Annotated in this window: 14 protein-coding genes; 3 read left to right on the top strand and 11 right to left on the bottom strand. The window is 58.2% G+C overall.

The genetic code is table 11. The annotated features are described in order from the left end of the window. Positions 1-79: 79 nt before the first annotated feature. The 3 genes from rpoD to rpsU all read right to left on the bottom strand — a co-directional run bounded on the left by rpoD (position 80) and on the right by rpsU (position 4,657). The gene (gene rpoD / locus GVL50_RS20005) at positions 80-1,924 is read right to left on the bottom strand and encodes an RNA polymerase sigma factor RpoD (RefSeq protein ID WP_159814858.1); all 1,845 of its coding nucleotides are present in this window, start codon (positions 1,922-1,924) and stop codon (positions 80-82) included. A 67-nt stretch (positions 1,925-1,991) separates the two neighbouring features. Then, on the bottom strand, positions 1,992-3,956 hold the full coding sequence (dnaG, locus tag GVL50_RS20000) for a DNA primase (RefSeq protein ID WP_053124418.1): 1,965 nt from the start codon (positions 3,954-3,956) through the stop codon (positions 1,992-1,994). 485 nt (positions 3,957-4,441) lie between these two features. Next, entirely contained in the window at positions 4,442-4,657 is a 216-nt protein-coding gene (gene rpsU / locus GVL50_RS19995) for a 30S ribosomal protein S21 (protein ID WP_002551877.1), read from the bottom strand. Between the two features lie 199 nt (positions 4,658-4,856). Between rpsU and tsaD the strand changes: the two genes are divergently transcribed. Next, entirely contained in the window at positions 4,857-5,882 is a 1,026-nt protein-coding gene (tsaD, locus tag GVL50_RS19990; RefSeq protein WP_053124416.1) for a tRNA (adenosine(37)-N6)-threonylcarbamoyltransferase complex transferase subunit TsaD, read from the top strand. 23 nt (positions 5,883-5,905) lie between these two features. Here the strand turns inward: tsaD and plsY are convergent, their stop codons facing one another. Beyond that, a complete protein-coding gene (plsY, locus tag GVL50_RS19985) occupies positions 5,906-6,475 on the bottom strand; it encodes a glycerol-3-phosphate 1-O-acyltransferase PlsY (protein WP_053124414.1) in 570 nt (189 codons plus the stop codon). Positions 6,476-6,549: 74 nt separating this feature from the next. Between plsY and folB the strand changes: the two genes are divergently transcribed. Together folB and folK are read left to right on the top strand one after the other, a co-directional pair. After that, entirely contained in the window at positions 6,550-6,906 is a 357-nt protein-coding gene (gene folB / locus GVL50_RS19980) for a dihydroneopterin aldolase (RefSeq protein ID WP_159814857.1), read from the top strand. Beyond that, positions 6,897-7,415, top strand: a complete 519-nt coding sequence (folK, locus tag GVL50_RS19975) for a 2-amino-4-hydroxy-6-hydroxymethyldihydropteridine diphosphokinase (RefSeq protein WP_159814856.1) — start codon at positions 6,897-6,899, stop codon at positions 7,413-7,415. The genes folB and folK overlap by 10 nt, the downstream gene beginning before the upstream one ends. An 84-nt stretch (positions 7,416-7,499) precedes the next feature. On the opposite strand, the gene GVL50_RS19970 is transcribed toward folK, so the two are convergent. The 7 genes from GVL50_RS19970 to apaG form a co-directional block, all read right to left on the bottom strand. Continuing rightward, a complete protein-coding gene (locus GVL50_RS19970; protein WP_159814855.1) occupies positions 7,500-8,729 on the bottom strand; it encodes a multifunctional CCA addition/repair protein in 1,230 nt (409 codons plus the stop codon). A gap of 63 nt (positions 8,730-8,792) precedes the next feature. Beyond that, positions 8,793-10,355, bottom strand: a complete 1,563-nt coding sequence (locus GVL50_RS19965; RefSeq protein ID WP_053124404.1) for a SpoVR family protein — start codon at positions 10,353-10,355, stop codon at positions 8,793-8,795. Beyond that, complete coding sequence (locus GVL50_RS19960) at positions 10,352-11,623, bottom strand: YeaH/YhbH family protein (RefSeq protein ID WP_053124403.1); 1,272 nt, start codon at positions 11,621-11,623, stop codon at positions 10,352-10,354. Before GVL50_RS19960 ends, GVL50_RS19965 begins: the two co-directional genes overlap by 4 nt. Before the next feature lie 121 nt (positions 11,624-11,744). Further along, on the bottom strand, positions 11,745-13,667 hold the full coding sequence (locus GVL50_RS19955) for a PrkA family serine protein kinase (RefSeq protein ID WP_007910115.1): 1,923 nt from the start codon (positions 13,665-13,667) through the stop codon (positions 11,745-11,747). Between the two features lie 297 nt (positions 13,668-13,964). Next, a complete protein-coding gene (glpE, locus tag GVL50_RS19950; protein WP_008085194.1) occupies positions 13,965-14,294 on the bottom strand; it encodes a thiosulfate sulfurtransferase GlpE in 330 nt (109 codons plus the stop codon). Between the two features lie 33 nt (positions 14,295-14,327). Beyond that, positions 14,328-15,209: a symmetrical bis(5'-nucleosyl)-tetraphosphatase gene (locus GVL50_RS19945; protein WP_159814854.1), complete on the bottom strand. Its 882-nt coding sequence runs from the start codon at positions 15,207-15,209 to the stop codon at positions 14,328-14,330. Continuing rightward, positions 15,209-15,589 (bottom strand): Co2+/Mg2+ efflux protein ApaG, encoded by a 381-nt coding sequence (gene apaG / locus GVL50_RS19940; RefSeq protein ID WP_016983136.1) that lies wholly within the window; start codon positions 15,587-15,589, stop codon positions 15,209-15,211. The genes GVL50_RS19945 and apaG overlap by 1 nt, the downstream gene beginning before the upstream one ends. Between the last annotated feature and the right edge of the window lie 64 nt (positions 15,590-15,653).

The following is a 15,653-nucleotide window of genomic DNA, read 5'->3' as shown; positions in this document are numbered from 1 at the left end:
GTATGCGGGGGAGGGGGGATGCGCGGGATTTAATCTGCCACATAAACAAAACCCCCGGCCTGGGCCGGGGGTTCTGGTATCACTCGTCGAGGAAGGAGCGCAGATGCTCGCTTCGCGTCGGGTGGCGCAGCTTGCGCAGCGCCTTGGCTTCGATCTGACGGATCCGCTCACGCGTTACGTCAAACTGTTTGCCCACTTCTTCGAGTGTGTGGTCGGTGTTCATGTCGATACCGAAACGCATGCGCAGTACTTTGGCTTCACGGGCAGTGAGGCCGGACAGCACTTCGCGAGTCGCTTCTTTCAGGCTCTCAACAGTGGCGACATCGATTGGCGACTGCATGGTCGAGTCTTCGATGAAGTCACCCAGATGGGAGTCTTCGTCATCACCGATCGGCGTTTCCATGGAGATCGGCTCTTTAGCGATCTTCAATACCTTGCGGATTTTATCCTCAGGCATTTCCATGCGTTCGCCCAGCTCTTCCGGGGTCGGTTCGCGACCCATTTCCTGCAACATCTGCCGGGAAATACGGTTGAGCTTGTTGATCGTCTCGATCATGTGCACCGGAATACGGATGGTGCGGGCCTGGTCGGCGATCGAGCGAGTGATCGCCTGACGGATCCACCAAGTGGCATAAGTCGAGAACTTGTAACCACGACGGTATTCGAACTTGTCTACCGCTTTCATCAAGCCGATGTTGCCTTCCTGGATCAGATCGAGGAATTGCAGGCCACGGTTGGTGTACTTCTTGGCGATCGAGATCACCAGACGCAAGTTGGCTTCAACCATCTCTTTCTTCGCGCGGCGGGCCTTGGCCTCACCGATCGACATGCGACGGTTGATGTCCTTGATTTCAGCGATGGTCAGACCGGTTTCGGTTTCCAGCGCGATCAGTTTCTGCTGGCAACGAATGATGTCCGGCTGTACGCGACCAATGGCTTCGGCGTACTTGCTCTTGCCTTTGGCCAGGGCTTCGGACCAGCTTTCGTCGACTTCGTTACCCGGGAACTGACGCAGGAAATCAGCGCGTGGCATACGTGCATCACGTACACACAATTGCATGATCGCGCGCTCTTGCTGACGCAGACGATCGAGGGCACCGCGAACACGTTCAACCAAACCTTCGAATTGCTTCGGTACCAGTTTGATCGGCATGAACAGCTCGGCCAGCGCCAGCAATTCGGCAATTGTTGCCTTGTTGCTGCGACCGTGCTTTTTCAGGGCCTTGCGGGTGATTTCCATCTGGTCGGCGACCGCGCCAAAACGCTGGGCGGCGATAACCGGATCCGGACCGCTTTCGGCTTCTTCTTCGTCATCGGAAGATTCGGCTTCTTCGTCGTCGGTTTCGTCGTCGGCTTTCGCGACTTTCGCTTCGACAGGCGGCGGTACCTCGGCAGGCGGCGCAATGCCGTCGTCCGGGTCGATATAACCGCTCAGGACGTCGGACAGGCGGCCACCTTCGGTGGTCACACGAGTGTACTCGGAGAGAATATGGTCAACCGTGCCAGGGAAGTGCGCGATTGCGCTCATCACTTCACGGATGCCTTCTTCGATTCGTTTGGCGATTTCAATTTCGCCTTCACGAGTCAGAAGCTCGACCGTACCCATTTCACGCATGTACATGCGCACCGGGTCAGTGGTGCGACCGATATCGGTCTCCACCGCTGCCAACGCGGCGGCTGCTTCTTCCGCAGCGGCCTCGTCGGTATCGGCGTCGGCCAACATAAGGGCGTCCGCATCCGGAGCACTCTCGTGTACGGGGATCCCCATGTCGTTAATCATGCGGATGATGTCTTCCACCTGCTCTGGATCTGAAATATCCTCGGGCAGGTGGTCGTTGACCTCGGCGTAAGTCAGATACTTCTGCTCACGACCCAGTTTGATCAACTCAATAATACGAGACTGCTGTTGCGCTTTTCCGGACATAACACCCTATCCACTGAAGGTCTTGGCGGGCAAAAAACAAGCCGAGGATTATACCTGAGCTATGACCTCACGCGCCAGTTGAGGTCGGGTTTGATGCGGAAACATTGCGACTTAGAAGGTCGCGCAGTTGATTTTTCTCTTCAATACTCAGTTCGCTTTGACGGGCTTTCCTGAGTAACTGTTCAAGATTTCGCTCGCGTTGGCGGGCTGACAAGCTAGTAATGGTGTCGAAAAACTGTTGTTCAAGGTTATCTCCGTCAATCAACCACTCCTTTTCTGCCAATGCCTTGAGCAATCGACCCTGTTCAGTGCCGTGCCATCGCGCGATCAACTGAAATGAGTTTAGCTTGGGATTCTTCTGTACGGCTTCGAGCAGCGCCACAAGCAGCTGGGCGTTGGTCTGATTCTCGTCCGCAATGTGCCCGGCATCTTCGACGCGCTCGGCCAGTTGCGGGTGATGGAGCAGTGTGCGCAGGGCGGTCAGGGTTGGCGATTCGACGCCAATCGGCGTGCGCGGGCGTTGCTGGTCGCGATCGCCGCCACGCTTGCCGTTTTTATCCCAGGGCTTCTTGTCCCACTTCTTGCCGCCAGCGCCAGGTTTCTTCGGCGTCCACTCCTGCTGCGGCACATACATGTCCTGTGCCTGCGGCTGATGGTAGTCGCTGTAGTCCGGCATTGCGTCGTAATTGATGCCCGGGTCGTAAGCGGGCGGCGCTTCCTGCGGCGCATTTTGCGCCAGCTGACTGACGGTTTCGCTGCTCAGACCGGTGATTTCGGTCAGGCGCTGACGCATCAGGATGCGCAGGTTGGCGCCCGGCACTTTGTCGATCAACGGTGCGGCGAGGGTGGCCATGTGGGCCTTGCCCTCGAGCGAGCGCGGGTCGGACTCTTCGGTCAGTTGCTGGAAGAAATAATCCGCCAGCGGCTGAGCGTGCTGATTGATGCGCGCCTTGAAGGCGTCGGTGCCTTCAGCGCGAACCAGCGTATCCGGATCTTCGCCTTCGGGTAGAAACAAAAAGCGTGCGCGACGGCCGTCCTGCAGGCTCGACAGCGTTGCTTCGAGTGCGCGCCACGCGGCGTTGCGGCCAGCCTGGTCGCCGTCGAAACAGAACAACACGTTCGGCACGACGCGAAACAGGCGCTTCAAATGTTCTTCGCTGGTCGCAGTGCCCAGCGTTGCGACGGCATTTTTCAGGCCTTGTTGGGCGAGCGCGATGACGTCCATATAACCTTCGACGACGATGATTTCGTCGAGGTTGCGGTTGTTCTTGCGTGCTTCATAAAGGCCGTAGAGTTCCTGACCTTTATGGAAAACCGGGGTTTCCGGGGAGTTCAGGTACTTGGGCTTGTCGTCGCCGAGTACGCGGCCACCGAAGGCGATAATGCGGCCACGGGTGTCGCGGATCGGGAACATCACGCGATCGCGGAAGCGGTCATAGCGTTTGCCGGTTTCGGCGTTCTCTATCAGCAGGCCGGCGTCGATCATGGCTTTTTGCTGAAGGGTGTCGCTGCTCAAATGTTTGAACAGGTTATCCCAGCCTGGCGGCGCGAAGCCGAGGCCGAAATCCCGGGCGATCTCGCCGGTCAGGCCGCGACCCTTGAGGTAATCCACGGCCGCTTTGCGCGCGGGGTGGCTCTTGAGGGCCTGTTTGTAGAAATCGGCAGCGGCAGTGAGCAACGGATAGAGCGGCGAATCAGTCGGTTGCCGTGGCTTGCGCTCGCGGCCGCTTTCTTCGCGGGGGATTTCCATGCCGGCGGCTTTCGCCAGATCTTCGATGGCCTGAGGAAAATCCAGGTTGTCGTGATCCATGAGAAAGCCGAGGGCATTACCGCCGGCGCCGCAGCCGAAGCAGTAATAGAACTGCTTGTCGGGGCTGACGCTGAACGACGGGGTTTTCTCTTTGTGAAACGGGCAACAGGCGGTGTAGTTCTTGCCGGCCTTCTTCAATTGCACGCGCGAACTGACCACATCGACGATGTCGGTGCGGTTCAGCAGGTCGTCAATGAAGCTCTGGGGAATTAGCCCGGCCATGGCATTCTCGTCGTCTGCGCTGCAATAAGTCCGATGCGTAAGGCTGCCGGACGCGGGTCGTTGTTTGAAGCGCGCAAAAAGTGCGGCTCGACCGGTGTCGTCTGCGTAATCGCTGTCGGGAAGTGTATCTGCCGAAAATCCACTGACGTTAGTACCTATCAGTCTTCGACTATTTGAAAGTGTTGCGCTGAATCCGCTGACGGCCGGTTGAGGGCCTCGGATAGCTCAATAAAGCGGGCACGCATGCAGGTGCCTTGGGCTGATCGTCGTGAGAGGAATCAGTGGGTGTGCTCGTCAGTAGCCTTGAAAGGCTCGTCAGAAAAGACGTGCACCGCTGGCAAAAGAGCCAGGTCTGACGTGTGAAGCAGATTCGTCTTAGTCGCGTGTGCGGCTTCGACGTTGAAGCATCAAGCGTTTTACGCAAATGCCATTAGCCCGGCTCAGAGCCGGGCTTAGGCAAGAAGCTTGCTACGAACGTCTGTGTATTAGTACAGACGAACGGCGCGGCGCTGTTCGCGCTGAACTTTCTTGGCGTGACGCTTAACAGCGGCTGCTGCTTTGCGCTTACGCTCAGAAGTTGGCTTCTCGTAAAATTCGCGGCTACGAACTTCAGCCAGTACACCGGCTTTTTCGCAGGAGCGCTTGAAACGACGCAGAGCTACGTCGAAGGGTTCGTTCTCTTTAACTTTGACGGCTGGCATCCAGAGCTACCTTCATTCATTACCGGGGTCAACATCCTCGCGGCAAAAGAGCACTTGAAGACGTCGGTTTTTAAGGGTTGCGGATGTTAACCCCTCATCGCTCGGAATGCAAAGCCTCTGATCGAAAACCGCTGGTCGGGGCATCACGTGGCGACTATTATGCGCGCCTTCGAAGTCAGCCTAAACAAGGCGCAAACCCATGCTAGTACTGGGATTAGAAACCTCCTGCGACGAAACCGGCGTCGCATTATATGACAGTGAGCGCGGTCTGCTGGCCGACGCGCTGTTCAGCCAGATCGACCTGCACCGCGCCTATGGCGGTGTGGTGCCGGAGCTCGCCTCGCGTGACCACGTCAAACGCATGCTGCCCTTGATTCGTCAGGTGTTGGCCGAAGCGGACTGTGTGCCCACCGAGATCGACGCGATCGCCTATACCGCGGGCCCTGGCCTGGTGGGCGCGTTGCTGGTCGGCGCTTCCTGCGCTCAGGCGCTGGCGTTTGCCTGGGGCATTCCGGCGCTCGGCGTGCACCACATGGAAGGGCATTTGCTCGCACCGATGCTGGAGCCAAAACCGCCGGAATTCCCGTTCGTCGCTTTGTTGGTCTCGGGCGGTCATACGCAGCTGGTTCAGGTCGATGGCATCGGTCAATACACCTTGCTCGGCGAGACACTCGACGATGCCGCCGGTGAAGCTTTCGACAAAACCGCGAAGATGATGGGCCTGAATTATCCGGGCGGGCCGGAAATCGCCAAGTTGGCGGAGAAGGGCGTTGCAGGACGTTTTACCTTTCCGCGTCCGATGTGTGATCGCCCGGGTCTGCAATTCAGCTTCAGTGGTCTGAAAACCTCCGCGCTCAACGCCTGGCAGCAGTGCGTCAGCGCCGGGGACGACAACGAGCAAGCCCGTTGCGACATCGCGCTGGCGTTCCAGCAGGCCGTGGTGGAGACTTTGACCATCAAGTGCAAGCGCGCCCTGAAACAGGCGGGCATGAAGCGTCTGGTGATCGCTGGCGGCGTCAGCGCCAACAAGGCTTTGCGCGTTTCGCTGGAGAAAATGCTCGGCGACATGAAGGGCGATGTGTTTTATGCGCGTCCGGAGTTCTGCACCGATAACGGCGCGATGATCGCCTTTGCCGGTTGCCAGCGCTTGCAGGCCGGTCAGCAGGAAAGTCTGGCGATCAGCGTGCAGGCGCGTTGGCCGATGGAGCAGTTGTCGCCGCTGTGATGAGCGGCGCTCAAGAACGGTATTTAAAAATGCCGTTCGCGCCCGGCAAACAGGTCGCGTAGATTGCCGCGGTGGCGCCAGACGATCAGCAGTGTCAGCGCGCTCATCGGCAGTAGCGCCTCCGGTTCTTGCCAGGCCAGCAGTGGCAGGGTCAGCGGCGTGGCGATCAGTGCCGCCAGCGAGCTGGTGCGGGTCAGGTAGAACGTCAGCAGCCAGGCGCACACGGCCAGCAGCGCGGCGGGCGGATACAGGCCCAGCAGCATGCCAGCGGCGGTGGCGACACCTTTGCCACCACGGAAGCGGAAATACAGCGGGAACAGGTGACCGATCACGGCACACACGCCGATCCACGCCTGCTCCTGCAGCGAAAGGCCGACAGCCGAGGCAATCAGCACCGGCACCAGGCCTTTGCACAGATCACCCAGCAGGGTCAGGATCGCCAGTTTGCGACCGACCAGGCGGAGCATGTTGGTGGCGCCGGCATTACCCGAGCCACTCATTCGCGGATCCGGATTTCCGGTCAGGCGGCTGAGCAAAATGGCGAAGGACAGCGAGCCGAGCAGGTAGGCGAGAGTCGCCAGTAACCAAAACATGCTAACTATTCCGGGCGAGGACGCCCTGATTCTAACGGCGCATTGCGCCCTTGTCGTGCAGCGGAGAGAAGTGCTTGGACAGAGTGTTTATCGAGGGCCTGGAAGTCGATACCGTGATCGGTGCCTACGACTGGGAACGCGGCATCCGCCAGTGCCTGCGTCTTGATCTGAGCTTCGCCTGGGACAATCGCCCGGCCGCCGCCGGTGACGACCTGACCCTGGCGCTCGATTACGCCAGCGTTTCCACACGGATTCAGGCTTTCGCCGAGCAAGCGCAGTTTCAACTGGTCGAGACGTTCGCCGAGCGTCTGGTCGAAGTGCTGATGAGTGAATTCAACATCACTTGGATTCGGCTGAAGCTGACCAAGCCTGGCGCGGTGCCAGCGGCCAAGGGCGGCGTGGGTGTGGAGATCGAGCGCGGATGTCGCTGACTCAGGTCTACCTCGGGCTCGGTAGCAATATCGAGCGCGAAACCCATTTGCGTGCAGGTCTCGACGCGTTGGCGACGTTTCTGGTGGATATCCGCTGTTCGGCGGTGTTCGAGAGCCAGCCAGTCGGAATCAAAAGCGGGCCGTTCATCAATTTTGTGGTGTCGGCGTTTACCGATCTGCCGTTGATTGAACTGGATCGTCGCTTGAAGTTTATTGAGGCGGATAACGGACGATATGCCCCGGATCGCAAGGGCTTGCCGCTGGATATCGACGTGCTGTTGTACGGCGATCTGGCGGGCAATTTCGACGGTCTGGTGTTGCCGCGTGCGGAAATTCTGAAAAATGCTTTTGTGTTGTGGCCGTTGTCGCTGATTGCGCCGGATCGCGTGCATCCGGGTGTGGGAAAAAGCTTCGCGACATTGTGGGCGGAGGCGCAGATTGATCAGGTGCTGGCACCGGTCGGGTTTGAGTGGCGCGGGCAGCAACTCACGCCTTCGGATTTGCGTTGATCTGACTGGCGCCTTCGCGAGCAAGCCTGCTCCCGCATTTTGGAATGCATTTCCCTGTGGGAGCGGGCTTGCTCGCGAAGCTTTTCAGGCTGACGGCGCCTCTTTGTAGGCCTTCAACGCTTTCAGTCGCTCACGCTTCAGCGCCTCACCCAACTCCGGCCCCTTGAATCCCTTCTCCAGCAACGGCTGCACCGCAACCTCCCGTGCAACCTTCGCCGCACCGCGCAAATAATCCGCTTGTGGATAACTTCTCTGCTCCAGCCCCTTGCGGCCCCGGGCATCCATTTCGCACGCAGCGATAAATTCTTCAAACCGCTGCGGCCGGCGATACACGTCAAAACTCTGCAACAACTCCAGCAACGTCGAAGCCTTCAGCTCCAGCGTCCGGTGCCCATGGGTGTGGTATTTGCCAACCAGCAAGGCCAATTCCTGGCAATCCTTCGGCGCTTTAAAGCGTTCGTTGACCGCTTTGATCAGCTTCAGTCCGGTGTGCTCATGGGCGATGTGCCGTGGCCATTCCTCTTCCGGTGTCAGGCCTTTACCAAGATCGTGCAGCAGACAGGCCCAGCGTACGGTCAGCGGTTGTTTGTGCAGCGCTGATTGCTCCAGCACGCTGAGCGTGTGCAGCCCGGTGTCGATTTCCGGGTGATGCGCCTCCGGTTGCGGCACGCCGAACAGCGCATCCACTTCCGGCATCAAGACTTTCAGCGCGCCGCAATCGCGAAGCACCTGAATGAATACCTGTGGCTGATCTTCCATCAGCGCGCGGGAGATTTCTTTCCAACTGCGCTCAGCGGTCAGTGCCTCCAGTTCACCGGACTCACTGAGTTGACGCATCAACTCAAGCGTCTCCGGCGCAACGCTAAAACCGAGCCCGGCATAACGCGCCGCGAAGCGGGCTACACGCAGGACACGCAGAGGATCTTCGGCGAACGCCGGGGATACGTGACGCAGGATTCGCGCTTCAAGATCGCGCTGACCGTGGTATGGATCGGTCAGATTTTGCTGATCGTCTTCAGCGATGGCGTTGATGGTCAGGTCGCGACGAATCAGGTCTTCTTCAAGCGTCACTTCGGGACTGGCGTGAAAGGTGAAGCCGCCATAGCCGCGACCGCTTTTACGTTCGGTGCGGGCGAGGGCGTACTCCTCGCCGCTTTTCGGATGAAGAAACACCGGGAAATCCGCGCCGACCGGACGAAACCCCTGCGCGAGCATTTCCTCGGTCGTGGCGCCGACCACCACTCGATCGACATCTGTAACCGGCAACCCCAGCAAGCGATCACGAACCGCGCCGCCAACCTTGAAAATCTGCATAAAAAACCTCCGTTAGCCCGACAGGATAACCCTTGCGCCGGACTTTCGGAGGCCAGAACCGTTTCAAAGATGAATGACGGCGAGGTCGAGCCGGCCGTAATCCCCTTCGCTGTGTTCACTGCGCGGCGGCACGTGATGGGTTTTCATGATCTGGTCGCCCTGCAGCGTTTCCAGATGAATATCGAAGCCCCACAAACGGTGCAGATGTTTGAGCACCTCTTCAGTGGAATCGCCCAACGGTTTGCGGTCGTGCTGCTGGTGCCGCAGGGTCAGTGAGCGGTCGCCACGTCGATCGATGCTGTAAATCTGCACGTTCGGTTCACGGTTGCCGAGGTTGTATTGCGCGGCCAGAGTTTCGCGGATGATTCGGTAACCGGGCTCGTCATGAATCGCCGGCACCAGCAAATCGTCCTTCTGATCGTCATCCATGATGCTGAACAGTTTCAGATCGCGGATCACCTTCGGCGACAAATATTGCAGGATGAAACTCTCGTCCTTGAAGCTGCTCATGGCGAATTTGATCGTCGACAGCCAGTCGCTCCCGGCGATGTCCGGGAACCAGTGGCGATCCTCTTCGGTAGGTTCCTCGCACATGCGCCGGATGTCGCGGTACATGGCGAAACCCAATGCGTACGGGTTGATGCCGCTGTAGTAAGGGCTGTCGAAACCTGGCTGGAACACCACGCTGGTGTGTGAGGTGAGGAATTCCATCATGAAACCGTCGGTGACCAGGCCCTCGTCGTACAGGTCGTTCATCAGGGTGTAGTGCCAGAACGTCGCCCAGCCCTCGTTCATCACCTGGGTCTGACGCTGTGGGTAAAAGTACTGGGCAATCTTGCGCACGATACGCACGATCTCGCGTTGCCAAGGCTCGAGCAATGGTGCGTGTTTCTCGATGAAGTAAAGAATGTTTTCCTGCGGCTCGGCCGGGAAGCGAGCGTTGTCCTTGTCGCTGTATTTGTCCGCGCCTTTGGGAATGGTGCGCCACAGATCGTTGATCTGCTTTTGCATGTGTTCTTCGCGATCCTTTTGCCGCCGGCGTTCTTCTTCGGCGGAAATAGGGTAGGGGCGTTTGTAGCGGTCGACACCGTAATTCATCAGCGCGTGGCAGGAGTCGAGCAAGTCCTCCACCGCGTCGATGCCGTGGCGCTCCTCGCACTGCATGATGTACTGCTTGGCGAACACCAGGTAATCGATGATCGAACTGGCGTCGGTCCAGGTGCGGAACAGGTAATTGCCCTTGAAGAAACTGTTGTGGCCATAGCACGCGTGCGCCACCACCAGTGCCTGCATGCAGATGGTGTTTTCTTCCATCAGGTAGGCGATGCACGGATCCGAGTTGATCACGATCTCGTACGCCAGGCCCATCTGCCCGCGGCTATAGGATTTTTCGGTGCTGAGGAAGTGTTTGCCATAGGACCAGTGGTGATAACCCAGCGGCATGCCCACCGAGGCATAGGCGTCCATCATCTGCTCGGCGGTGATCACTTCGATCTGGTTGGGGTAGGTGTCCAGCGCATAGCCGGCCGCGATACGGGCGATTTCGCGGTCGTAGGTCTGGATCAGCTCGAACGTCCATTCAGAGCCGGTGGAAATGGGTTGGCGCTTCTGCTCTTTGGCGGTCATGTCACTAACCTGCGCTGGAAGAGTTCACGGAAGACCGGATAGATATCCCCGGCCGAGACCAGTTGCTGCTGGGCAAAAGTGTCAGAAAAGGCGTCGGCGATGCGTTCGTATTCGTACCACAAGGCCTGATGTTCGCGCGGGGTGATCTCCACGTAAGTGTAGTACTGCACAAACGGCATGATCTGGTTGATGAGGATGTCGCGGCAGATCGGCGAGTCATCGTTCCAGTTATCACCGTCGGAGGCCTGCGCCGCGTAGATGTTCCATTCGTTGCTCGGATAACGCTCGGCCATGATCTCTTGCATCAGTTTCAATGCACTGGAAACGATGGTGCCGCCGGTTTCCCGTGAATAGAAAAACTCTTCTTCGTCGACTTCGCGCGCACTGGTGTGGTGACGGATGAACACCACGTCGATCTTGTCGTAGTTCCGCTTGAGGAACAGGTACAACAGGATGAAAAAGCGTTTGGCGATATCCTTGGTCGCCTGGGTCATGGAGCCGGACACGTCCATCAGACAGAACATCACGGCTTTCGAGCTGGGATTTGGTTGCTTGATCAGCAGGTTGTATTTCAGGTCGAAGGTGTCGAGGAACGGTACGCGATGAATGCGCGCGCTGAGTTTCTCGATTTCTGCTTCGAGCTCCTGAATATCGCCAAAGTTATCTGGCTCTTCGCGTTTCAGCCGCTCGAGTTCTGCTTTGGCTTCGCGCAGTTTCGCCCGGCTACTGCCAGACAAAGCAATGCGCCGCGCGTGGGCCGAACGCAGGGTGCGGATGATATTGATCCGGGACGGGTTGCCTTCGTTACTGATGCCGGCGCGCACGGTTTTGAAAGTGTCGGTGCCGCTCAGGTTGCGTTTTACCAGGTTCGGCAGTTCGAGATCTTCGAACATGAATTCGAGAAACTCTTCCTGAGTGATCTGGAAGACAAACTCGTCCATGCCTTCGCCGGAGTTACCTGCCTTGCCCGGGCCGCGCCCGCCGCCACCGCCTGGTGGACGAGCAATGTGTTCGCCGGCGGTGAATTCCTTGTTACCGGGATGAACCACGGTCTGTTTGCCGCCGCGGCCGTGGTGAAGCACCGGTTCGTCGATGTCGCGACCGGGAATACTGATCTGTTCGCCATGCTCCATATCGGTGATGGAGCGCCGGCTGACCGCCTCTTCGACAGCCTTTTTGATGTGGTCACGGTAACGCCGCAGGAAACGCTGGCGGTTTACCGTGCTCTTGTTCTTGCCATTCAAACGTCGGTCGATCACATAACTCATAGGAAGCCCTCCGGGCAGCTTCAAGTTGTGAGCTTCAAGCTGCAAGTAAAAGCAGGTTCCCGGGCATCAGTGGGTTACGCGCTTTGTTCTTGCAGCTCGTAGCTAGAAGCTTGCAGCTGCTTCACTGCGACTTCCGTACCCGTAGGTACCATTCGGAAAGAAGCCGTACCTGTTTGTCGGTGTAGCCGCGTTCGACCATTCGAGTGACGAAGTCGTTGTGCTTTTGCTGATCCTCCTTGCTGGCCTTGGCGTTGAAGCTGATGACCGGCAGCAGATCCTCGGTGTTCGAGAACATTTTCTTCTCGATGACCACGCGCAGTTTTTCGTAGCTGAGCCAGGTCGGGTTCTTGCCGTTGTTGTTGGCCCGGGCGCGCAGGACGAAGTTGACGATTTCGTTGCGGAAATCCTTCGGATTGCTGATGCCGGCCGGTTTTTCGATTTTCTCCAGTTCTTCATTCAGGGCAACACGGTTGAGGATCTCGCCGGTTTCCGGATCGCGGTATTCCTGATCCTGAATCCAGAAGTCTGCATACAGCACGTAGCGGTCGAAGATGTTCTGGCCGTACTCGCTGTAAGACTCGAGGTAAGCGGTCTGGATCTCCTTGCCGATGAATTCGATATAACGCGGTGCCAGGTATTCTTTCAGGTAGCGCAGATAGCGTTCGCGGGTTTCGGCCTGGAATTGTTCCTGTTCGATCTGCTGTTCCAGCACATAGAGCAGGTGCACCGGGTTGGCGGCGATTTCATGCGGATCGAAGTTGAAGACCTTGGAGAGGATCTTGAACGCAAAGCGCGTCGACAGACCGTTCATGCCCTCATCAACACCTGCCGAGTCGCGGTATTCCTGAATCGACTTGGCTTTCGGATCGGTGTCTTTGAGGTTTTCACCGTCGTAGACGCGCATCTTCGAATAGATGTTGGAGTTTTCCGGCTCTTTGAGGCGCGAAAGCACAGTGAACTGCGCGAGCATTTTCAGGGTGTCAGGCGCGCAATGCGCTTTGGCCAGAGAACTGTTGAACAGCAGTTTGTCGTAGATTTTCACTTCGTCGCTGACGCGCAGGCAATACGGCACTTTGACGATGTAGATCCGGTCGATGAAGGCTTCGTTGTTCTTGTTGTTGCGGAAGGTGTGCCATTCCGACTCGTTGGAGTGGGCGAGCAGGATCCCGGTGAACGGAATCGCGCCGAGGCCTTCGGTACTGTTGTAGTTGCCTTCCTGAGTCGCGGTCAGCAATGGGTGCAGCACCTTGATCGGCGCCTTGAACATTTCGACGAATTCCATCAGGCCCTGGTTGGCCCGGCACAGCGCACCGGAGTAGCTGTAAGCGTCGGCATCGTTCTGTGGGTATTCCTCGAGTTTGCGAATGTCGACTTTACCGACCAGCGCCGAGATGTCCTGGTTGTTCTCGTCACCCGGTTCGGTCTTGGCCACAGCGATCTGGTTGAGGATCGACGGGTACAGTTTGACCACGCGGAACTGGCTGATGTCGCCGCCGAATTCGGCCAGACGTTTGGTCGCCCAGGGCGACATGATGGTGTTCAGGTAGCGCCGTGGAATACCGAAGTCTTCTTCGAGGATCGCGCCATCTTCGGTGGCGTTGAACAGACCCAAAGGAGATTCGAATACCGGCGAGCCCTTGATCGCGTAGAAGGGCACTTTCTCGATCAGCTGTTTCAGCTTCTCGGCCAGGGACGATTTACCGCCACCGACGGGGCCGAGCAGGTAAAGGATTTGTTTCTTCTCTTCCAGGCCTTGGGCGGCATGGCGGAAATACGAAACGATCTGGTCGATGCATTCTTCCATCCCGTGGAAGTCTTCAAAGGCCGGATAGCGACGGATCACCTTGTTGGAGAAGATGCGTGACAGCCTCGAATTGGTCGAGGTGTCGAGCAGTTCCGGTTCGCCGATGGCCAGCAATAGACGCTCGGCGGCGGAAACGTAGGCGCTTCGGTCTTTCTTGCACAGCTCCAGGTACTCTTGCAGCGAGAGTTCTTCCTGGCGTGTGGACTCGAAGCGTTGTTGGAAGTGGCTAAAGATACTCATGACGTCACCTCGCTCGATACGTGGAGCCGACGCCGGATCACTCAGTCGATGCTGGCAAACAACCGTTTTGGCAGCTGTTTGTTTACCCCCCAGAACACTTCCACGATCGACAATCGCGAAAGTCACTCCCGATGACCCGTGCGCCGGTGTACCGGCTCTCCCCTGTTTTGGATGGCCTGGGCTTAAGGATAGTTGGGAATTCAGGAGGTAAAGGCGAGATACGTAATTAGTTGTGGCAAGACCGTTCGTCTGCCCGCGCAGGCCCACGGCAGCCGGGGCCTGCGCGTGACAAAAAAATTATTCGGCGATGCCTTGCGCGGTTTCCGCAGGATAAGTCGTACGCCACAACTCGAAGCCGCCGTCCATGCTGTAGACGTCGGAAAAGCCTTGGCTGATCAGGTAGGCCGCAGCGCCCTGGCTGGAATTGCCGTGATAGCAGACGACCACGGTCGGTGCATCGAGGTCAGCGCCCTGAATGAAGGCGTGCAGGGAATGATTGTCCAGATGCTTCGAGCCGCTGATGTGCAGGGCAGCGAAAGTCGCCGGATCACGGACGTCGACGACGACGGCACCTTGCTCACGCAGGGCCTGGGCCTGTTCCGGGGGGATTCGTTTGAATTCGCTCATGGCGGGTTCCTGTTGCTCGGCTGAAAGCGCAGTTTAACGCGGTGCGTTGACTGGCGAAGTTTCGGGGATAAGTGGTGCGACGGTTGGCGCGAGGCCACCGTGTTCGTCGCATTTGCATGACAGGCGTTCGCCGCTGTCGACATTCATCAGGGTCAGGCTGCCGCCCCAGACACAACCGGTGTCCAGCGCCGAGATGCCTGGCTCATGGATATTGCCTTCAAGGGCCGCCCAGTGACCAAAGATGATGCGCAGGCCTTTGGTCTTGCGCTCTTTGTGCTGGAACCACGGTTTGTAGCCGGGCGGTGCAGTATCCAGGCCTTCCTTGCTCTTGAGGTCAAGCTTGCCCTCGGCGGTGCAGAAACGCATGCGCGTGAAGTAGTTGGTGATCACGCGCAGGCGAGTCACGCCTTTGAGGTCATTGTCCCATTTCGCCGGATCGTTGCCGTACATGCCGTCGAGGTAGGCGGGGAACAGGTTGTCGTCGCGCAGCGCTGTTTCGACTTCGTCCGCGCACTTCAAGGCGCGGCGCAGTGACCATTGCGGTGGAATGCCTGCGTGAACCATGGCGACATCACGCATTTCGTCGTAATGCATCAGCTTCTGCTGACGCACCCACTCAAGCAGTTCGGCACAGTCCGGTGCGTCGAGAATCTCGCGCAAGGTGTCGGACTTCTTCAAACGCTCGATATTTTTGGCGGCAGCCAGCAGATGCAGATCGTGATTGCCCAACACGCAGACCAGCGACTCGCGCATGCCGTACAGAAAGCGCAGGGTTTCCAGCGACTGCGGGCCTCGGTTGACCAGATCGCCGACCAGCCATAGCCGATCGAGCGTCGGGTCGAACGCGACTTGCTTGAGCAGACACTTCAGCGGTTCGAGGCAGCCTTGCAGGTCGCCGACGGCATAGGTTGCCATCAGTGCAAGGCCCCGGGCACGGCCAGGCGGAAAGGTTTGATGATGGCATCGAAATGTTTGCCGTCGTCGGCGACCATTTCATAAGTGCCTTGCATGGTGCCGACCTTGGTGGTCATCACCGTGCCGCTGCTGTAGGTGTGGCTTTGCCCGGCATTGATCAGTGGTTGCTGACCCACCACGCCGGCGCCGCGTACTTCTTCGACGTGGCCGTCACCATCGGTGATCACCCAGTGCCGCGACAGCAGTTTGGCCGGGATCGCGCCATTGTTCTGCACGGTGATGGTGTAGGCGAAGGCGAAACGGTCGTGCTCGGGTTGCGATTGGTCTGCCAGATAGCGGGTAACGACGCTGACATCGACCTGGTAACGGGAATCGGACATGCAAGGGGCCTTAACGAAGCGGAACGCGGGGCGTAGCTGATGGGGAATCAGTCTAGGCAAGTAT

Source organism: Pseudomonas sp. 18058, from assembly GCF_902706155.1.
GTDB lineage: Bacteria > Pseudomonadota > Gammaproteobacteria > Pseudomonadales > Pseudomonadaceae > Aquipseudomonas > Aquipseudomonas rustica.
This window is presented reverse-complemented; position numbering and strand designations above follow the sequence as displayed.